The organism is Aeromonas sanarellii, assembly GCF_000820085.1.
In the GTDB taxonomy this organism is placed as follows: Bacteria; Pseudomonadota; Gammaproteobacteria; order Enterobacterales; family Aeromonadaceae; genus Aeromonas; species Aeromonas sanarellii.
The window spans coordinates 100,648-121,234 of the sequence record NZ_CDBN01000091.1 but is presented as its reverse complement, the minus strand read 5'-3'; the positions used below and the strand labels follow the sequence as shown (position 1 = coordinate 121,234).

Genomic DNA, 20,587 nt, shown 5'->3' with positions numbered 1-20,587 from the left:
AATAGGAGCGGGGAAGCCTCTCGTCAGGGCACGCTCACCGTGACCATGATGGTTCCCGTATAGGTACCGGTACGCACCACCTGACCCGGCAACCGGGTCGGATAGAGCCTCACCCTGTAGTCGGTGTCATGGGTAGCCGCCGAATAGGGTACCGCGATGGCGGTATCGAATGGAATAGGGGTCAAGGTGTCCTGCTCCACCATGCCTACCCCGACTCCGGCCAGGCTGGTGGTGATGAAGCGGTTCTGGCTGCTGAGCGCCCCTCCGAAGCTGTAGCGCAGCGGCACCACGTAGTCGCTCGGGATCTGGCTGCAGGTCACGCTCACATCGACGCTGCGGGGGCTATATCCCCTGGGGATCTCCCCCTCGACGAAGGCACTCTGCGCCACGGCGCCGAGATCGATGGGGATGCTGGTGCCGGCGGGAAACTGGCAGGTCGGCGTCGAGGTGACGCTGATGTTCATCGCCAGGGTGCTGAATGCATTGACCGGGCTGGTGTCGGGTGTGCCGGCACGGCGCACGAAGAGGTGGGCGACGGTGCCGCTGAAGGTCTGGGTGCCCGTGACCCCCTTGAGCAGCTTCAGGGTGACGCGCCCGCCGTTCACGTTGATCCCCCCCAGCAGGGAGACATTCAGCAAGCCGCCGACACAGGCGCTGAGCAACCCACTGGTCGTGGCATTGAAGGGAACTGTCTGGTATGCCCCTGCCGCGTTGAACTCCACCTTGAGGCCGAAATAGGGGTTGAGCTTGATGAGGGTACCGAGGGGATCGGCAACGGTCGGCAGGCCGGTCGTGCCCTGGTAGTAGACCGTCACCAGCAGGCCCACCGAGATCCCGGTGCAGTCACAGGTGGCAGTGTCCGTGGTCGAGAAGGTCGCGCTCCGGGTCTCGCCAGGCTGATAGAGATCGTTATCGGCGCTGATGGGCAGGGTCGCCACGAAGGGGCTGGTGCATTGACCGCTGACGGCCAGCCCCTCTTGAGGCCACATGCCCGCCAGCAGCAGGAGCGCCCCCGCCAGCAGGGGCCAGGGGCCATGACGGCCAGCCATGTTACTCATCCCGCGATCCTCCCCCCAATCCCAGCACAAAGGCCTGTTCACGGTAGGTACCGTCGTCGTCTATCCAGCGCAGCCTGCCCCTGGCGTCCGGCGGTACCCTCCCCGCCATGACCACGGGCAGGGCACCATAGGGCGGCAGCACCCCGCCCTCGCGCCAGGCCAGCCCCCGCCCGCCTGCCGTCAGCAGCACCTCGCTCAGGCTGATGTGGAAGGGGCCCGGATTCGTGACCCTGAGCCCGCCCCCGGGCAAGGCCTGCCAACCCAGCTTAGACACCGACTCCGCCACCGATCCCGCCAGCCCGGGCGGCCGATAGAACAGCTTGATGCGGGTGCGGTAGGCCAGCTGCACGCTCCCCTGCGAGGCGTGAGCCTTGGGGGGAAGCCCCAGCACATTGAGCCAGAACAGGGACTCCCTGTCCCGGGGAAGCCGGCCCAGATCCGCGCCGAGGACACGCAGCGTCTGCCCCCGTCCGGGCCCCAGCCGCATCACGGGGGGCACCACCAGAAAGGGGGTCGTGACCTCGGCCGGTCCCTGGCGTTCGTCCCCCTCATCGACCCAGGCCTGCAACAGGCTGGGGCCGGCGCCATCGTTGCGTACCAGCAGTGTGGCCTCACCCCCCTCATGGACGAGCCGGGTACGGGTCAGGTTTAGGGCGCCCTCGCCCTCCCTTGCCCACAGCAGGGCCAGCAGCACGACACCCGGCCATCCGACCCTTCTCATGAGCCAGACTCCACGCCGAGGCAGCGGGCCGCCACCTGCTGATAGGGCATGGCCGGATCCGGCCGGGGAGCCCGATAAGCGAGCCGGCATCGCTCTGCCCTCTCTTCACCCCATTGGACGTAGAGGGGCCCCTGCTCGCCACGCACGAAGATAAGTCCCCCCTGGCCGACCACGGCCACCGAGCCGCCGCTGCCGTCGACCACCTCGGCTCCGAAGGGCAGGGCGCTGCCATCTTGCCGTTCGGCCTTGATCAGCAGGGGCTGACCGACCCGGGTCTCGTAGGCCAGCTTGACGATGGCCCCCCGGCGGGGGGCCACCATGCGGGCGCTGCCGTCGATCTCCACATCCAGCGGCAGGCCGCTCGGATCCAGGCCGATGATGTTGGTGCGATAAGGGTTGAGCCCGGCCAGCACGGCATAGCCATCGCCGTCTACCTCGCTGCCGATCCCGTGGCTGACCCTGGCCCCCTGGGCCCCCTTTGCCTCCACCAGTGCCATCGTCTCCCCCTGCGTCTGCCCCAGCACCCAGCCCTCACCGTGCACCAGCAGGGTCCCCTTGGCAGAGGCCACATACTGGGCATACCCCTCCCCCTGGCTGGTGCTGAGCCCCAGTTGGGCGGATGCCGTCTGATACTGCAGATTGGCGCCATAACCCTGGGTACTGCCCTCCCCGCCGGGACCATGGCTGCCGTAGAGGCCGTAATAGAAGCGGCCGTCCCGGGAGCCGCCGTTGAGATCCAGCCTGGCGCTGGTCCCCTGCCCCTCCTGATAGGAGAGGGTGTTGCTAAGGCGCGGGGCCCCCAGCTTGTCGCCGATGGGAATGCTGAGGCTCAGCACGTATTGATCGCCGGCCCCTTCCTCCAGGGAGTGGCTGGCCGACAGGGTCAGGCTGCCCCAGTCAAACCCCCGGTTGTAGCCGAGCTGGAAGCTGCTGCTCTCCCCCTGGCCTCCCCAGTAGTCGCGGCGAATGCCGTTGAAGTAGAGATCCCCCCACTCCCCCACCGGCTGATTGACATTGAGCTGGAAGCGATTGCGCTCCCGCTGCAGGCGGTCCAGCGCCTGGGCCTGCATCGCCGCCACGTCGTTGAGATCGAGGTAGCCTTCGCTGGAGAAGCGGTAGGCGGCCAGGGTGACATAGGTCCGGGTCATCTCCATCTGCTTGCTGTAGGTGAGGCGATAGCTCTGACCGGACTGCGACGCCGGCAAGGCTGCGCTGACGGGCAGGGCGCGCGCCCAGGATCCGGTGACATCGACGGCCAGGGCCCCGTAATCCGACCCCACCGCCACACCGCCCAGCAGGGCGGTGTAATCCTCGGCGGCGATGGCCCCGCCATAGAGGGTCAGGGCATCCGAAAAGCCGCGCCTGTAGGTGCCTTGCAGAAAGTCCGGCCCATCGGGCCCCGCCTCGTTGCGATAGCGCCCCAGGGTCAGGCTGAAGCGGGAGGTGTCGTCTCGCAACATCTGCACCACGGAGGAAAACGGCAGGGTGAAGCTCTGAACGCTGCCATCCGCCTCCGTGATGGTCACGTCCAGATCCCCGGCAAAGCTGGTGGCATAGAGATCGTCGATGGCAAAGGCACCGGGCGCCACCTGGGTTTCGTAGATGAGGGCGCTGCCCTGACGAACGGTGACCCTGGCGTTGCTCTGGGCCACCCCGCGCACCACGGGGGCGAACCCCCGTTCGAAGTCGGGCAGCATGGCGTCGTCGCTGGCGATCTGCACACCGGTGAAGGGCACGCTGTCGAAGCTGTCGCCCGGGGTGAAATACTCCCCCAGGGTCAGCTGGGCGGTACGGGAGGTAATGTCCCGCTGCGCATAGCTGTTGAGGGGATCATAGCCCCCGTGACTGCCCCCCTGATAGGAGCCGTTGTGGCGCAGGCGCCAGGCGCCGAGGTTGAGACCTGTGTTGAGGTTGATGCTGCTGCTCAGCGGTTCGTCGACCGCCTCCTGCTCGCTGTAGTAGAGGTTGGCGTTGTAGCTGACGAAGGCGGCATTGATCCCCTGCACCCACTGCTCCGGCCCCACATAGTCCCGTCTGACACGGCCCAGGTAGGCCTGGGGCAGGCTGAGAGCCCCGCTCAGGCTGGCGAGATCGAACGTGAAGCCGGCGCCGGGCACCAGGGCCCCCACCTCGATGCAGTCGAGGCCGAGCTGCCGCGTCACCTCGGTCTGATCGGGCAGCTTGTCCAAGATCAGCCCCCACTGTTTCAGGTGGTCGGGCTGGAAGCAGAACCTGGGGGTAGCGGGATCCTTCCCCGCTCTCACCTCCACCTGCTGGCTCAGCCTCTCCTTGCCATTGAGGGTGATGTCGAGCTGATAGCGCCCCGGGGGGATGAAGTCGGCACGGGAGAAGCGCGCCAGATCGATGTCGACCCCCAGGCTGTCGAGCAGGCGGCTGTCAAACTCCACCTCGTCGGGTGAGCCACCTGCCTGCCCGGGAGCCTCCTCGGCCATGGCCAGGGCTCCCCAGAGCAGGAGGAAGAGACACCAGCCACCGGGGGCGGGGCCGCAGGCCGGCGGAGAAGCATGGCAAGGGAGGGACACGCCGGCGCTCATGGCATCCCCCTCGGCGCCGGCGCATGCACCGGGATCAACGGAAGACGAATTCACCCACCTCGCGGGCGCCATAGTCGTTGAGCCAATGGAAGGTCACCCTCTTGGCATGGACGGCCCCGGAGAGTTGCTCCACGGGGAAATCGAAGGTACCCCCCGGCGCCACCATGCCACCGCTCAGGTTGCTGTAACGCTTCGACTGGGTCGTCTGCAGCTCCAGGTTGCTGATGCTGACGTGATAGAGGCTCGGATTGCTGGCCCGCAGGGCATAGCCTGCGCCTTGGTGGACCAGCCGCCAGGTGAGCCGGTGTGCGGAACGCTCCACATTACCGGCCAGACCCGCCGGCCGGTAGAACATCTTGATCCGGGAGCGAAAGGCGAGCTGCACCATGTTCTGGCCAGCCTGGGTGGACTTGACGCTCGGCGGCACCTCCAGCACGTTGAGCCAGAACACGGACTCGCGGTCCTGAGGCAGCCCCTGTCCCACATAGGCCAGACGCAGGGACTGGCCGCGCTGGGCCTCGATGCGGGTGATGGGAGGCGTGATCAGAAACGGCAGGGCCTCGGCACCGGGCCGGATCCGGCGGTCACCGGCATCCAGCCACACCTGCACCAGCGAGGGGGTGCTCCCCTTGTTGGTCAGCTCCAGCGTGACTTCCCGCGCATTGGCCGGGTAGATGACCCGGGTACCGGAGATCTGGACATGACCCCAGGCCTGCCAGGACAGGAGCAGCAAGGCGCACCAGAGGATGCGGCCAGACCCGGCCAGGGGGGAACGATGGGAGGCAGGGAGGCTCATGGGGCAGACTCAGTGGTAGTCCAGAGAATAGATGAGATCCGCAGAGACCAGGCCGGCACCGACGGCGCCGGTGGCGATGTACTGGGCGCTGTAGTAGAGGGTCGCCCCGCCGGTGGCACTGAAGCTGACCAGCACATTGTTGCCTGTGTTGGTACGAAGATCGATGGGGGTGCTGTTGGCAGAGAGGATCTGCACCTCCACGTTCTGGGCCGGGTTCTTGCCTCCCGAGGCGACGGCCTTGTTGCTGAGATTGCCCGTGGTCTGCTCCACCCCGATGTTTTCGAAGTAGGCCCGCACAGACCCCGTGGTCGGGCAACTGGTGAGAGCAAGGTTGAAACCGGTCGCCCCTGCGGTCTGGCCTATGCTGCCAAGGGCATTGGTGCTGACGGTGGGCAGGGTCACGGTCGCAGACGCCGTGCCCCCGTTGACCGCGATGGCACAGGTCCCCGCGGTCACTTCGCCATTGATGGTAATGACCCCGTTGAAGGCGGCAACGGGTGCCGACATCCCCATTATGAGTCCGAGTAGCAAGAGAGCCTTGGTCTTCATCACAACCTCCGTCTATCCCTGGATGTCGCTGGCGACTGCCGTCCTCCTGCCAGTGCTTCACTGCTTGCCGACATAGGTGTCATTCAAAGACACCTTTTAGTGACGCATTAGTAAATAGCACAGAGTTTTCACTCCTGCTCCTTTCAGGCAGCCCCGCGGCCATGGGTCCGGGGGACGGACAGCCCCGGCAGAATGTGGCATCATCTGCCCCCTCGTATCTCACCGCCTTGTTCGATGGAGCCACCATGCGCCGCCTGTTCTTCCTTCTCGTGCTGCTCGGCAGTCCCGCTCTTCACGCCGAATCCGGCTTTATCAGCCGCCTGCTCAATCACCCTGTGCCGGGGGGCGTGGCCGTGGTGCCGCTCGGGGACGGCGCCAAGGCGCCCGCCGTGCGGTATCAGGACAAGCCCGTGCTGGTGGTGCAGGAAGAGGGCAGGCGCTGGATCGCCATCGTCGGCATCCCGCTCAAGAGCCAGCCCGGCCCCCACCAGCTGAAGCTGGGCGATGGCCGCACCCTCGGCTTCCAGGTCGGCACCAAGCACTACCGGGAGCAGCACATCAAGTTGAAAAATACGCGCCAGGTCAATCCGCTGGCGGAGGACATGGCGCGCATCAATCGGGAGCTGGCCGAACAGACCAAGGCCTACCAGACCTTCAGCCCGGCCCAGCCCAGCAACCTGCTGTTCGACAAGCCGGTCAACGGCCCCCTCTCCAGCCCGTTCGGCCTGCGCCGCTTCTTCAACGGCGAGGAGCGCAACCCCCACTCTGGCCTCGACTTTGCGGTCGGCGCCGGCACCCCCATCAAGGCGCCGGCGGCGGGCAAGGTCATCCTCATCGGCAACTACTTCTTCAACGGCAATACGGTGTTCGTCGATCACGGCCAGGGGCTCATCAGCATGTTCTGTCACATGTCGAAGGTCGACGTGAAGCTGGGCCAGAGCCTGCCCCGCGGCGGCATCGTCGGCCGGGTCGGCGCCACCGGTCGTGCCACCGGTCCCCACATGCACTGGAACGTTAGCCTGAACGATGCCCGGGTCGACCCCGCCATCTTTATCGGGGCCTTCAAGCCCTGACCCTGGCTGGATGAAACGACAAAGGCAGCCCAGGCTGCCTTTGTCGTCAATGGACGGGGGCGTTAGCTATGCGGCTGCGGCATGCAGCCCGGCCTCCTTGCCCATGACCCGCCACATCACCAGAACCAGCAGGGTGCTGCAGGCAGGCAGCGCCAGCCAGACGCCGGCCACGCCCCAGAGGGAGGAGAAGCCCCACAGGAAGCCGCCAATCAGCACCAGCTTGCCGCCGGTGAGCAGGGAGGCGATGCGGGCCCGGTTGATGGCCTGGAAGTAGGTGGCCCCCACCAGCAGCAGTCCCTCCATGGGCAGCCCCCAGAAGTAGAGCCAGATCCCCAGGGTCGCCACCGGCAAGAGGGCCGCGTTGTCGCCGGCAAACAGGTAGACGACCCCCTCCGGCCACAGATAGAGCGGCACCATGCCGCACAGCGCCACCACCAGGGTCACCCCCAGCGCCAGGTTGCGCACCCGCAGCACCCGCGCCCAGTTGCCCGCCCCGGCGTTGAAGCTGGCGATGGGCTGGATGCCCATGGCGATCCCCTCGAAGATGAGATAGAAGAAGGCCTCGCTGTAGCTGATGACGCCATAGGCGGCCACGTGCAGCGAGCTACCCACCGCCAGCAGCGCCTTGTTGTGCAGCGCCAGCACCACGGAGAGATAGAGGTACATCAGGAAGCTCGACACCCCGAGTCGCAGCGTCTCCCCCATCAGCCGCCAGTCCGGCACCAGGGTGTCCCAGCGGATGCGCAGCTGGCTGCGGGGGGTGAAGAAGTGCCACAGACAGAGACCGCTGGTCACCGCCTGGGAGAGCATGGTGGCGATGGCCGCCCCCGCCAGCCCCCAGGGGATCACCGCCATCAGCAGGTAATCGAGCAGGACGTTGAGCACGCCGCCCCCCACCAGGATCCAGGTGGTGAGGCCGGGTCGCCCGTCGTTGCGCAGCAGGGCGGTAAACGCCATGGAGAGCACCGCGAAGGCCCCGAGCCAGGCGTACCACTGCAGGTAGGCGAGGCCGGCATCGAAGATGACTCCCTCGGCCCCCATCCAGCGCAGCATCTCGTCCCCATGACGGATGCCGACAAAGGCGAGCAGGGCCGAGGCGATGAGCACCATCACCAGGGCGTTGCCGACGATGTGGCGCGCCTTAGCCTGTTCCCCCTTGCCCAGATAAAACGAGGCGAGCGACGAGGAGCCCATGCCGATCAGCGCCCCCACCGCATAGAGCACGGCGCAGATGGGGTAGGCCAGCATCATGCCGGCCAGGCCGTCCTGACCCAGGATATGGCCGACGAAGATGCCGTCTATGGTGACATAGACGCCGGTGACCAGCATGGCGGCCACCGTCGGGGTCACATAGCGCAGGAAGAGGCGGGAGAGGGGGGCCGTGCCCAGGTCGACGGAGGACATAGAATGCTCAACAAGGTGGGAAACGGCCAGAATAATAGCCAAACAAGACCCGGATCACCCGCCATTTATGTTGTGAATCATTAGGATGGAAGGCTTTACCCGCTCCAGCCCCTGCTTTAGGCTAGGGCGATTTCTCATGAACGGAAACGTGCGCCATGTTGCAACGCCTGCTCTGCCTGATGTTCTGTCTCAGCCTGCTCCCCTTCTCCGCAGCCCAGGCCGATGATGCCATCACCCAGGTCGAGGAACTGTTGCAGAGCGTTCCCAAGACGGAGAGCCCGGAAAACCAGCAGCTGAGGGAGAGCTACCAGCAGGCGCTGCAGTATGCCCGGGACGCCCAGCGCTACCGGGAGCAGGGCAAGGCCTACCAGCAGATCCTCATCGACTACCCCAAGGAGTCGGCCCGGCTCAAGGAGGGGCTGCACAACTACCAGCCCCAGTCCCGTCCGCCCCTCTCCTCCCTCAAGGAGGACGCCCTGCGCCAGGCCATCAGCCTGAGCAGCAACCGCCAGATCAACCTGCGCAAGGAGCGCCAGGGGGTGACCGACAGCCTCAACCAGCTGGAGAGCACGGGGCAGGAGTATCACCTGAGGGTCGACGAGCTGCGCAAGCAGCTGTTGCAGACCCGATCCCAGCTCGATCGCCTGAGCTTCAGCAACGAGTCGGATCGGCTGCAGGAGGCCCAGCAGCTGGCCACCCGCCTCAAGGAGCAGAGCCTGTCGGACCGGATCCAGATGCTGGAGCTCGAACAGCTCTCCGCCCAGCAGCGCAACGATCTCGGCAAGTTGAAGCTGCAGGAGCTCAACCTCGCCATCACGGACGAGGACGAGTGGCAGGCCAGCCTGCTCGCCCAGCAGAACCAGCTGCGCCGGGAGAAGACCGAGCAGGCCCTGGCCGAGAGCGAACGCCTGCGCCGGCAGCTCACCTCGGATCTGCCCCTGTTGCAGGAGCAGCAACAGCAGAACCAGGCGCTCTCCCTGCAACTGGGGGCCCTGGAGGACCAGATCGAGCGGGTGCAGGACGAGCAGCGCACCCTGGACAGCTCCCTCTCCGGGCTCAACGACCTGGTCAACTCGGTGCGCGAACAGCTGGAGTGGCTGCAGATCAGCAACGCCTATGGCGAGAACCTGCGCAGCAAGCTGGCCGACCTGCCCGCCTACTTCCCGCTGGAGAAGCTGGAATCCGCCATCGTCAAGGCGCGCATGGCGAAATACCAGTACGAGACCGAACAGGATGCCCTGAAGGATCCGGCGCAGATCCGCAACAACCTGCTGAGCGGGGACGGCATCACCCTGGACAGGGCCCAGCGCGCCGTGCTCGACAACCTGCTCAAGGCTAGGCGGCAACTGCTGACCCGGCTCAACGACGCCTCCGATACCCTCATTCAGGAGCAGACCCGGCTCAAGCTGCTCTACAGCCGCCAGAACAGCAAGATCGACGAGATCCGCGAACTCAGCGCCAGCCACCTGTTCTGGATGCCGGACGTGCGTCCCCTGAGCCCGGTCGTGCTGCTCGGCGTGCCCGCCGCCCTGGGACTGATCTTCAACCCGGCCAACTGGCTGCAGATCCCCAGGGCCATCGCCGAGAACAACCCCCTCACCCTGACCCTGGCCGGCCTGGGCCTGCTGGGACTGGCCTGGTGCTGGCTGAAACTCGCCCGCCACCTGACGGAGTACTGCCAGTTCATAGCCCCGCGCATCGGCAAGGTGACCCAGGACAAGTTCAGCCTCACCAGCCGGCTGCTGATGCGTTCCCTGCTGGCGGCCCTGCCCCTGCCCGCCATGGCGCTGATGCTGCACGGCCTGCTGGACGGCGCCTGGCAATACCCCTTCGCGGTGGCGGTGGCCCGGGGCCTTGGCGAGATCTGGTTCCTGCTGCTGGCCCTGCTGGTCGCCCGCCACCTCACCCTGGAGAAGGGGATCCTGATCCTGCACTTCCGCTGGCCGAAGGAGCGGGTCCAGCGGGTGTGGGGCCAGTTCCGCACCCTGCTGCTGGTGCTGATCCCCTGTTTCTTCGTGCAGGGCATGGCCAGCAGCTATCAGGAGCACGCCTTCTATGACTCCCTGGGCCGCCTCGCCTTCATCGTCGGCGCCCTCTGGCTGCTGCTGTTCTTCGCGCGCCTCAACCGGGAGAAGCTGCCGCTGACCTGGGGGCAGGCCGACATGACCAAGCCCCACCTGCTGCACCACTTCATCTGGAACAGCCTGATGCTGGCCCCCCTGCTGGCGGTGCTGGGCGCCCTGTTCGGCTACTTCTACACCTCCCGCACCCTGCTGCGCCAGCTGGAACTGAGCCTGCTGGCGGGGCTCGGCTGCCTGCTCGTCTACTACCTGGCCCACCGCTGGATGCTGATCCAGCGCCGCCGGCTCGCCTTCGACCGCGCCAAGCACAAGCGGGCCGAGATCCTGGCCCAGCGGGAGCGGGACGAGGACGATCTCAGCTCCGAGATCCCCGACGTGGTGGAGGAACCCGAGCTGGATCTCGACACCCTCAGCGCCCAGTCCCTCGGCCTAGTGCGCACCCTGCTGATGCTGGGCTTCACCATGCTGGTAGTGGTGCAATGGTCGGATCTCAACTCGGCGTTCAGCTTCCTCAGCAGCATCGAGGTGTGGCAGGTGAGCAGCAAGGTGGCTGGTATCGAGCAGCTCTCCGCCATCACCCTGCAGGATCTGATGCTGACCGCCTTCGCCTTCATCCTGACGGTGGTCACCGCCCGCAACCTGCCCGGGCTGATGGAGCTCACCCTGCTCCAGCACCTGAGCCTCTCCCCCGGCACCGGCTTTGCGCTGACCACGGTCAGCAAGTACCTGGTGCTGCTCATCGGCGCCCTCACCGGCTTCTCCATGCTCGGCATCGACTGGTCCAAGACCCAGTGGCTGGTGGCGGCGCTCTCTGTGGGGCTGGGCTTCGGGCTGCAGGAGATCTTCGCGAACTTCGTCTCCGGCCTCATCATCCTGTTCGAGAAGCCGATCCGCCTGGGCGACACCGTCACCATCCGCGATCTCACCGGCACAGTCACCAAGATCAAGACCCGTGCCACCACTATCGTGGACTGGGACAGGAAGGAGATCATCGTCCCCAACAAGGCCTTCATCACCGAGCAGTTCATCAACTGGTCCCTGTCAGACGCCATCACCCGGGTCAAGCTGCGCATCCGCATCGGCCTGACCCAGGAGCCCAGGCGGGTGCAGCAGCTGCTGGAGCAGTGCGTGCAGGAGTCCACCCTGGTGCTGGACACCCCGGTCCCTGAGGTATTCCTGATCGAATTCACCGACTCGGCCCTCATCTACGAGATCCGGCTCTACGTCAACAGCATGGATCACCGGATGCCGATCACCCACGAGGTGCATTCGTTGATCCTCGACAAGCTGGCCCAATACGGCATGCACCTGCCGCACCAGCAGATCGATATCAGGATGAGCCGGGGTTGAGCATGGTACTGAGGGATCACCGAATGTCCCCGTGCACCCACGAGGTCCACTCGCTGATCCTGGACAAGCAGGCCCAATACGGCATGCACCTGCCGCACCAGCAGATCGATATCAGGATGAGCCGGGGTTGACGGGCCCCCTCCCCTTGTGAAGGGGAGGGCCGGGGTGGGGTTATCACCATCCCCCAATGACGACAACAGGAGCAACGAATGCAGATCATTGCCCATCGCGGGGCCAGCGGACTGGCACCGGAGAACACCCTCAAGGCCATCGCCCTGGCGCTGGAGCTCGGGGTCGGCGCCATCGAGCTCGACGTGCAGCAGGCTGACGGCGAGCTCTGGGTCTTCCACGACAGGCGGCTGGAGCGCTGCACCGACGGCCACGGGGTGCTCAGCCACCAATCCCGGGACTATCTGGCAAGCCTGGATGCCGGAGACGGGGAACGGATCCCGACCCTGTGGCAGGTCATGAGCCTGATTGCGGGGCGCTGCGAGCTGCACATCGAACTCAAGGGTGCAGGCACCGCCGAGCCGGTGGCCGCCCTGACCCGGCGGGCCGAGGCGGAGCTTGGCTTCACCCCGGCGCACTGGGTCGTCTCCTCCTTCCATCATCCCGAGCTGATACGCTTCAAGGTGTTGCGGCCGGAGATCAGGACCGGCGCCCTGACCGCCAGCCTGCCGCTGCACGGTGCCCGCTTCGCCGAGGAGTTGGGGGCCTGGTCCCTGAACTGCGACGTGGATTTTGTCGACGCCGGGCTGGTGGCGGATGCCCATCGCCGGGGGCTCAAGATCCTGGTCTACACGGTCGATGAGGTGAGTGATGGGGATGCATTGGCGGCCATGGGCGTCGATAGCATCTTTACCAACCGACCAGATCGATTCAGCTGAGTATCGGCGCGGCCTGGCGGGCCGTCGGGAGGTGAAATAAATCGAAAATTTGCTGTGCACCGGGATACATAAAGTCCACAGTCGGCCGATACAGAGTTGGCCCATAACAATAACAAACACCACGGATCTCAGACTGACGCTCACAAGGATGTAAACATGAACCTATCCATCAAGAACAAGCTGGTCCTCGCCATCGGGGCCATTATCCTGGTCATCTCCGGCCTGCAGGTCTGGTACAACACCACCCAGCTGCGCAGCGAAACCCAGCGGCTGATCTGGAGCTTCATCGACGACAGCTCCATCGCCAACGTCAAGGGCATCTCCCGCTGGCTCGATGCCCGCATCAGCCTGGTCCAGGCCACCAAGGAGGCCTTCGCCAAGGAGGAGGAACCGCTGAGCCACCTGGCCCAGTCCATGAACGCGGGCAACTTCGACCTGGTCTACGTGGGGACCAAGGATGGCCGGATGATCCAGAGCAAGCCGACCGATCTGCCGGCCGGCTATGATCCGCGCCAGCGCCCCTGGTACAAGGACGCCATGGCCGCCGGCAAGCTCGCCATCACGGCCCCCTATGCCGACGCCGCCTCGGGCAACCTCATCATCACCATCGCCGAGCCCTTCAGCCGCGGCAGCACCGACGGCGTCATCGCCGGTGACGTCTCCATCGACGGCCTGGTACGCGACGTGCTGGCGATCAACTCGGAAGGCACCTACGCCATCCTGGTGGACAGCAACGGCACCATCATCGCCCACCCGGACAAGGCGCTGACCCTCAAGCCCGCCACCGCCCTCTCCCCGGACCTCACCGCCGCCAAGGTCAACGAGCTGGCCCATGACAACACCATCTCCGAGATGAATATCAGCGGCAAGGCGAGCGTGTTCGATCTCACCGAGATCCCCAACACCAACTGGTACTTCGGCATCGTGGTGGACGAGGCGGTGGCCTATCAGTCCGTCTCCCGCATGGTGACCTCCGCCCTGCTGCAGGGCCTCCTCACCATCCTCATCGTGGCGGGCTTCTCCTACGTGGCCATCAACCGCTCCCTGGCGCCCCTGAAGACCCTCGGCGACGCCATCGCGGATCTCTCCCGTGGCAACGGCGATCTGACCCGCCGCATCAAGATCGAGCGGGAAGACGAGGTCGGCACCGTCGCCAAGCACGTCAACACCTTCATCGAACGCATCCACGTCATGGTGCAGGACATCTCCAACTCCTCCACCCAGCTCAACCAGCAGGCCAGGTCCTCCCACGACATGGCGGAGAAATCCAACCAGGGGCTGGCGCGCCAGCAGAACGAGATCTCCCAGATTGCGACCGCGGTGCACGAGATGTCCGCCACCGCCGTCGAGGTCGCCAGCAATGCCGAGCAGACCGCGGAGGCAGCCCGCAGCAGTTCCAGCAGCTGTGAGCACGGCAAGCAGGTGATCGCCCGCAACCAGCGCTCCATCACGGATCTGGCGACTCAGGTGAAACAAGCCTCCGGCATCATCCAGGAGCTGGAGAAGAACGCCCAGGAGATCAACACCATCCTCTCCACCATCCAGGGCATCGCCGAGCAGACCAACCTGCTGGCGCTGAACGCCGCCATCGAGGCGGCCCGGGCCGGCGAGCAGGGCCGTGGCTTCGCCGTGGTGGCGGACGAGGTGCGGGTGCTGTCCCAGCGCACCCACAGCTCCACCGTCGAGATCCGCAGCATGATCGAGACCCTTCAGCGCAACACCCAGGGGGCCGTCAGCACCATGCACGAGGGTCAACTGCTGGCCCAGAACAGCGTGGAAGACGCAAACGACGCCACCCAGGCCCTGGAGCAGATCACCACCTCCATCAACCAGATCTCCGACATGGCGACCCAGATCTCCAGCGCCGCCGAGGAGCAGCGGGCGGTGACCGACGAGGTCAGCCGCAACATCCAGGCGGTCAAGGACGTCTCCGACGAGCTGGCGATCGATGCGGACAGCTCCCGCAACCTGTCGGCTCAACTTAAAAATATTTCAGGCGAACTGAACAATCAGGTGGGCATGTTCCGCATCTGAGACCACCCCATCCAGGGGGCCGCACAGGCCCCCTTTTTTACGTAAAATCCCTTTTGTTTCAGTAGTTATTACCCTGGCGCCCCGTATCGCGTTTTTGTGAGGCTCCTCCCCATTCAGGTCGCATACAGCCTGCCCATGGTTCACCTCGGCTATATTCGCATTACTTTTTTTAAAAGATTTCAGACCATAAAATGCTGAGAATAGTTCTTATTAAATATTTTTGATAAAAAACTTAAAAACTTTGAGGGTAATACCCAAAAAGAGAGGCATTTCTCATTTTACTGAAAGAAAACTACATATAATCTGGGAGTTAAAACAACCAGACTGATGGTTGCGGCTGATCCTGATCACTGAAGGATGGCGATAAAAACGGCGTTTTCATCCATGGAATGGGGTGGTTGTATTAAAAACCACCATTGCCACGCACTAAAACAGAGCAGTTTGACTTGCATCAAGCCTGAATTTTTTTCATAGAGCAAAATCGTGCCCAGCAAATCTATCCCTAAGGAGGCAGATGTGGATATTATCAAGACCGATGTCGCCATCATCGGTGCCGGTGGTGGTGGCCTGCGTGCCGCAATCGCCATTGCAGAAGCCCACCCCGATCTGGATATCGCCCTGATTTCCAAGGTCTATCCCATGCGCAGCCACACAGTGGCCGCGGAAGGCGGCGCCGCCGGCGTCGTCCGTGATGACGACTCTCTCGAGAACCACTTCAACGACACCGTCTCCGGCGGTGACTGGCTGTGCGAGCAGGACGTGGTCGAGTACTTCGTCGAGAACGCCACCAACGAGATGATCCAGCTGGAGCACTGGGGTTGCCCCTGGAGCCGCAAGCCCGATGGCAAGGCCAACGTGCGCCGCTTCGGCGGGATGAAGATCCCCCGTACCTGGTTCGCCGCCGACAAGTCCGGCTTCCACATCCTGCACACCCTGTTCCAGACCTCCATCAAGTACCCGAGCATCAAGCGCTTCGACGAGCACTTCTGCCTGGATCTCATCGTGGAAGATGGCCGCGTCCAGGGCGTACTGACCTTCGACATCCAGAACGGCATCACCCGCTTCATCCAGGCCAAGTCCGTGGTGCTGGCCACCGGCGGTGCCGGCCGCGTCTATCGCTACAACACCAACGGCGGCATCGTCACCGGTGACGGCATGGCCCTGGCCTACCGCCACGGCGTGCCCCTGCGGGACATGGAGTTCGTCCAGTACCACCCGACCGGCCTGCCGGGCACCGGCATCCTGATGACCGAAGGCTGTCGCGGTGAGGGTGGCATCCTGCTGAACAAGGATGGCTACCGCTACCTGCAAGACTACGGCCTGGGCCCGGAAACCCCGGTCGGCCAGCCGAAGAACAAGCACATGGAGCTGGGCCCGCGCGATCGCCTCTCCCAGGCCTTCTGGCAGGAGCAGCAGAAGGGCCGCGTGATCCAGGGCCCCATGGGCGACGTGGTTCACCTCGACCTGCGCCACCTCGGCGAGAAGTACCTGAAAGAGCGTCTGCCCTTCATCTGCGAGCTGGCCAAGGCCTACGTGGGTGTGGATCCGGTGAAAGAGCCGATCCCGGTGCGCCCGACCGCGCACTACACCATGGGCGGCATCGAGACCAACGGCCAGTGCGCCACCCGTCTGCCGGGCCTCTATGCCCTGGGCGAGTGTGCCTCCGTCGGCCTGCACGGCGCCAACCGTCTGGGCTCCAACTCCCTGTCCGAGATCGTGGTGTTCGGCAAGGTGGCCGGCGAGCACGCCGGTGAGTTTGCCAAGACCCAGGCCCACGGCGACACTGCCGCCCTGGCCGCCAAGGCCGAAGCTCTGATCAAGCAGCACCTCTCCCTGCTGGATGTCGACGGCACCGAGAACCCGGCGGATATCCGCAACGAGCTGGGCATGTCCATGGAAGCCGGCGTCGGTATCTACCGTACCGAAGAGCTGATGCAGGGCACCATCGACAAGATCAACGAGCTGAAGGCCCGTTACAAGAAGATCAAGATCAACGACAAGTCCTCGGTCTTCAACACCGACCTGCTGTACGCCATCGAACTGGGCTACATGCTGGACGTGGCGGAAGCCATGGCACACTCCGCCATCAACCGCAAGGAGTCCCGCGGTTCCCACCAGCGTCTGGACGGTTACGAGGAGCGCGATGACGTCAACTTCCTCAAGCACACTCTCTCCTTCTACAACGGCGAAGGGGCCCCGACCATCGACTACTCCGATGTGAAGATCACTAAATCCCAACCGGCCAAGCGCGTGTACGGTTCCGAGGGTGAGAAACAAGACGAGGCTAAGAAGAATGGCTGAGATGATCGAAATTGAAATCCTGCGCTACCGTCCGGAGCAGGATAACGAGCCCTGGATGCAGACCTTCCAGGTGCCCTACCTCAAAGAGATGTCCCTGCTGGACGCCCTGCAGTACATCAAGGATCAGCTGGACTCCACCCTGAGCTTCCGCTGGTCCTGCCGGATGGCGATCTGCGGCTCCTGCGGCATGATGGTCAACGGCATTCCGAAGCTCGGCTGCAAGACCTTCCTGCGGGACTACCTGCCGGGCAAGATGACCATAGAGCCGCTCAACAACTTCCCCATCGAGCGCGACCTGGTGGTGGACATGTCCGACTTCATCGAGAAGCTGGAGAGCATCAAGCCCTACATCATCCCGGCCGAACCGCGCAACCTGTGCGACGGCGAGTACACCCAGACCCCGGCTGACATGGCGAAGTATCACCAGTTCTCCATGTGCATCAACTGCGGTCTGTGCTATGCGGCTTGCCCGCAGTACGGCATCAACAAGAAGTTCACCGGTCCGGCGGCCCTGGCGCTGGCCTACCGCTACAACGCCGACAACCGCGACAGCGCGTCCAGGGAGCGGATGAAGATCATCAGCCAGGACGAGGGCGTCTGGGGCTGCACCTTCGTGGGCTACTGCTCCGAAGTGTGCCCCAAGGGCGTGGATCCGGCCGCCGCCATCCAGCTTGGCAAGGTCGAGAGCGCCAAGGACTACATGATCGCCATGTTCAAGCCGGATTGAGACCAGGAGTGAGACCATGAACAACACTGAGAGCAAACGTAAGCCCTACGTGCGCGAGATGAAGAAAGACTGGTGGCTGAAGAATGCCTTCTACACCGGCTACATGATCCGCGAAGGCACCAGCATCTTCGTCTCCATCTACGCCGTGGTGCTGATGTGGGGTCTGATGCGCCTGGTCCAGGGTCAGGAGGCGTTCAACGGCTGGCTGGAATCCCTGCAGAGCCCGGTCGCCATCCTGTTCCACGTCGTCGCCCTGGCAGCCTGCCTGTTCCACGCCAAGACCTGGTTCGCACTGGCCCCGAAAGCCATGCGCATCTTCCGTGGTGAAGACCTGGTGCCGGAGAAGCCGATCGTCATCGCCCAGTATCTGGCGCTGGCGGTGGTATCCCTGCTTGTCCTGATCATCGTGGCCTGAGGAGAAAACCCTGAAACGTTCTGACGAACCCGGTTATTGGAGCCAGCCTGGCCCCGGACCCCGTGCGTCAGCAAGGTTGCCACGATATCGCTATTAATCCTGATTTGAGGAAAAAGCATGAGACGTTCTGACGAGCCAATATACTGGGGTCTGTTTGGTGCCGGTGGCATGGTGGTTGCCATGCTGCTGCCGGTGATTGTCCTGATTACCGGTCTGCTGGTGCCCATGGGCATCATGGACGTGGAGACCATGAGCTACGAGCGCGTGCTCGCCTTCGCCAGCTCCTGGTGGGGGGCCTGCATCCTGCTGGCCATCATCGCCCTGCCCATCTGGCACGGCATGCACCGCATCTACCACGGCCTGCATGACCTGGGGATCCACACCACCAAGCTGCACCACTATGTGTTCTACGGCTTCGCCTTCCTGGTGTCCGCCATCACCGTCGGTCTGCTGATGGTGCTGGTGTTCCAGTAAGCACATCCTGACGCAATGAGAAACCGGGCCAAGCGCCCGGTTTTTTTATCCCCCCCCTTTTCAAGGAGGAGGTTGGGGGTTATGCCCCCGCCGCCCAAAGCGCCAGCAGGGGCGCCGGCACGGCGCCGTATCTCAATTGCAGGGTCTGGTGCCAGTCCGCCAGCTTCCGGAGTGCCTTGTCCAGCTCCCGGGCCAGGATCTGGGTGACCCTGACGCCCGGCTCCAGGTAGAGGCTCTTGACCTCGAACACCCCCTCCTTGCGGTGGGCCTTGGCGTCCATCCTGCCCACCAGCCTGCCGCGATGCAGCAGGGGCAGCACGAAGTAGCCGTACTGGCGCTTGGGGGCCGGGGTGTAGCACTCGATGCGGTAGTCAAAGCCAAACAGCTCGCTGGCCCGCTTGCGATCCCACACCAGGGGATCGAACGGCGAGAGCGCCGTGGTGTGGGTCGCCTTGAGGGTGCCCGCCTGGGCCTGCGCCAGCTCGCCCGCGAGCGACGCGTGCACGAAGGCACCGTGCTGCCACCCCTCCACCCGCACCGGCAACAGCTCCCCCTCGTCCGCCAGCCGATGGAGCAGGGCGTCGTACTTGCCCCGCCGCAGGCGATAGTAGTCCGCCACCCAGCCGGTCTTGACCAGCCCCAGCGCCCGGCAGCTGGCCCGCACCATGTCCCGTTGGGCGAGCTCGAGGCTCGGCAGATCCCGCTCGTCGTCCCACTCGGGGATGATCCGCTCGGCGAGATCGTAGACCCGCTGGAAGTTGCGCCGCTCGCGCACCATCAGGCGGCCCGCGGTGAACAGCGCCTCCAGGTGCCGCTTCTCCGGCTTCCAGTCCCACCAGCCATTGCCCTTGCCCCCCTTGCGCTCGAAGTCGGCAGCCCGCACCGGGCCCTCCAGGCGAATGCGCTCGACGATCTGCTCGATCTCCTCCCCGTGGGTCTTGAGCCACTGGGCCGAGAACTTCCAGCCCATGGCGGCGGGATCCAGCATGCGATGGCGCAGCAGCCGGTAATCCTCCCGGGGCACGAAGCAGGCCTCGTGGGCCCAGTATTCGAAGAGGTCGCCCTCGGCCAGCAGCCGCTCCAGCCAGGCGGGGTCGTAGTGGCCGAGGCGGCTGAACAACACCAGGTAGGGGCTGCGGGCCACCACCGAGATGGTGTCTATCTGCAACAGCGCCATGCGACGGATGCAGTCAAGCAGATCGGCGGGGGCGGCCTTGGTGCGGCGCGGGGTCAGCAGACCCTGGGCCGCGAGCTGCAGATGGCGGGCGTCCTGCAGGGAGAGATGGGGAATCGACATGAAGATAAGGGCATCCGTTCCAAGGTTGCAAAGCACCAGCATGCCCAACTCGGCGGCAAATGGAAACGCCCGGCTCAGGGTTTGGTGAAGACGGCCACATCGGCATGGGGAAACTCGACCTCTGCCCGCCAGCACGCTCCCAGGGCGCGGAACGAGGCCTCGGCGAAGAAGACGATGTGAGTGGGGTCCTGGCGATAGCGCCAGGTCCTGAAGCGCTCGTCCCCCAGCACCCGCTGGGTCTGCACGACCAGCACGCCACCGGGCTTGAGCCGGGCCCAGAGGCCGTCCAGCACGGCGCGGGGGTCGGCGAGGTGCTCCACCACCTCGGTGCTGGTGATGAAGTCATACTCCCGCGACAGCAGCTCGGGATCGTTGGCGTAGAACTTGTCGTAACCCGCCATCTCGAAGCCCGACTCCCGCCCCATGGCGACCAGCGCCGGGCCCGGGCCGCAGCCAAAGTCGAGGCCGCTGGCAGGAGGCGGCACCCGGGCCAGCACTTCCCCGAAGGCCCGCATCAGGAAACGGCGATAGCCGGGATCGTCCACCCGGTTGTCGTGATCGTCGTAGACCGCCTTCTCGGCCGCTTCGTCCAGGTGATCCGCCTCATCCAGCCAGACCAGCTCGCACGCCAGGCAGCGGTGATACGCCTTGCCTGCCACCGGCAGGGGGTAACTTCGGCAGGACGAACAGAGAGGGCAAGGGGCTGGCATGGGGACTCCTCGGATGGCGACAGCGGGGCAGATTGCCTGCCACGCCCGCCGCTGGCAACTGTTTTGTCTCAGCCGGGTCGTCTCCCGCGCCCGACTTCGGGTGCCCCTCGCATTTTTCCTCCTTTTTTCGCTCCTTAAGGGTTTCTTAAGTTTGC

At 64.7% G+C, this 20,587-nt stretch carries 16 protein-coding genes; 8 read left to right on the top strand and 8 right to left on the bottom strand.

The features are described 5' to 3' along the window. Positions 1–23 precede the first annotated feature (23 nt). Genes BN1132_RS16865 through BN1132_RS16845 form a run of 5 tightly spaced genes read right to left on the bottom strand, consistent with a single transcriptional unit; the run spans position 24 to position 5,679 of the window. Positions 24–1,058, bottom strand: a complete 1,035-nt coding sequence (locus BN1132_RS16865) for a fimbrial protein (protein WP_244462963.1) — start codon at positions 1,056–1,058, stop codon at positions 24–26. Beyond that, positions 1,051–1,779, bottom strand: coding sequence for a fimbrial biogenesis chaperone (locus BN1132_RS16860; protein WP_042078955.1), 729 nt, complete (start codon positions 1,777–1,779; stop codon positions 1,051–1,053). Before BN1132_RS16860 ends, BN1132_RS16865 begins: the two co-directional genes overlap by 8 nt. Further along, the gene (locus BN1132_RS16855; RefSeq protein ID WP_244462962.1) at positions 1,776–4,334 is read right to left on the bottom strand and encodes a fimbria/pilus outer membrane usher protein; all 2,559 of its coding nucleotides are present in this window, start codon (positions 4,332–4,334) and stop codon (positions 1,776–1,778) included. Before BN1132_RS16855 ends, BN1132_RS16860 begins: the two co-directional genes overlap by 4 nt. Positions 4,335–4,368: 34 nt before the next feature. Next, a complete protein-coding gene (locus tag BN1132_RS16850; protein ID WP_042078952.1) occupies positions 4,369–5,130 on the bottom strand; it encodes a fimbria/pilus periplasmic chaperone in 762 nt (253 codons plus the stop codon). 9 nt (positions 5,131–5,139) lie between these two features. After that, complete coding sequence (locus BN1132_RS16845) at positions 5,140–5,679, bottom strand: fimbrial protein (protein WP_042078951.1); 540 nt, start codon at positions 5,677–5,679, stop codon at positions 5,140–5,142. A 245-nt stretch (positions 5,680–5,924) separates the two neighbouring features. Between BN1132_RS16845 and BN1132_RS16840 the strand changes: the two genes are divergently transcribed. Further along, positions 5,925–6,752: a peptidoglycan DD-metalloendopeptidase family protein gene (locus BN1132_RS16840; protein WP_042078950.1), complete on the top strand. Its 828-nt coding sequence runs from the start codon at positions 5,925–5,927 to the stop codon at positions 6,750–6,752. A 66-nt stretch (positions 6,753–6,818) separates the two neighbouring features. Here BN1132_RS16840 and BN1132_RS16835 read toward each other — a convergent pair whose 3' ends face one another. Then, positions 6,819–8,156, bottom strand: a complete 1,338-nt coding sequence (locus BN1132_RS16835; protein ID WP_042078949.1) for an MATE family efflux transporter — start codon at positions 8,154–8,156, stop codon at positions 6,819–6,821. Between the two features lie 155 nt (positions 8,157–8,311). On the opposite strand from BN1132_RS16835, the gene mscM reads away from it, so the two are divergent. From mscM to frdD, 7 genes are all read left to right on the top strand, one after another. Then, positions 8,312–11,587: a miniconductance mechanosensitive channel MscM gene (gene mscM, locus BN1132_RS16830; RefSeq protein WP_042078948.1), complete on the top strand. Its 3,276-nt coding sequence runs from the start codon at positions 8,312–8,314 to the stop codon at positions 11,585–11,587. 209 nt (positions 11,588–11,796) lie between these two features. Next, positions 11,797–12,474, top strand: coding sequence for a glycerophosphodiester phosphodiesterase (locus BN1132_RS16825; RefSeq protein WP_042078947.1), 678 nt, complete (start codon positions 11,797–11,799; stop codon positions 12,472–12,474). A 156-nt stretch (positions 12,475–12,630) separates the two neighbouring features. Beyond that, complete coding sequence (locus BN1132_RS16820) at positions 12,631–14,508, top strand: methyl-accepting chemotaxis protein (RefSeq protein WP_042078946.1); 1,878 nt, start codon at positions 12,631–12,633, stop codon at positions 14,506–14,508. Positions 14,509–15,024: 516 nt separating this feature from the next. Beyond that, entirely contained in the window at positions 15,025–16,809 is a 1,785-nt protein-coding gene (gene frdA, locus BN1132_RS16815) for a fumarate reductase (quinol) flavoprotein subunit (RefSeq protein ID WP_042078945.1), read from the top strand. Beyond that, a complete protein-coding gene (locus BN1132_RS16810) occupies positions 16,802–17,536 on the top strand; it encodes a succinate dehydrogenase/fumarate reductase iron-sulfur subunit (RefSeq protein ID WP_042078944.1) in 735 nt (244 codons plus the stop codon). Before frdA ends, BN1132_RS16810 begins: the two co-directional genes overlap by 8 nt. Positions 17,537–17,552: 16 nt before the next feature. Then, positions 17,553–17,951, top strand: coding sequence for a fumarate reductase subunit C (locus tag BN1132_RS16805; RefSeq protein ID WP_042078943.1), 399 nt, complete (start codon positions 17,553–17,555; stop codon positions 17,949–17,951). A 117-nt stretch (positions 17,952–18,068) separates the two neighbouring features. After that, complete coding sequence (gene frdD / locus BN1132_RS16800) at positions 18,069–18,425, top strand: fumarate reductase subunit FrdD (protein ID WP_042078942.1); 357 nt, start codon at positions 18,069–18,071, stop codon at positions 18,423–18,425. Between the two features lie 79 nt (positions 18,426–18,504). On the opposite strand, the gene BN1132_RS16795 is transcribed toward frdD, so the two are convergent. Both BN1132_RS16795 and BN1132_RS16790 read right to left on the bottom strand, forming a co-directional pair. Continuing rightward, positions 18,505–19,722, bottom strand: coding sequence for a winged helix-turn-helix domain-containing protein (locus BN1132_RS16795; RefSeq protein ID WP_042078941.1), 1,218 nt, complete (start codon positions 19,720–19,722; stop codon positions 18,505–18,507). Between the two features lie 74 nt (positions 19,723–19,796). After that, positions 19,797–20,432 carry a class I SAM-dependent methyltransferase gene (locus BN1132_RS16790; protein WP_042078940.1) on the bottom strand — a complete coding sequence of 212 codons (636 nt, stop codon included), beginning with the start codon at positions 20,430–20,432 and terminating at the stop codon, positions 19,797–19,799. Positions 20,433–20,587 lie beyond the last annotated feature (155 nt).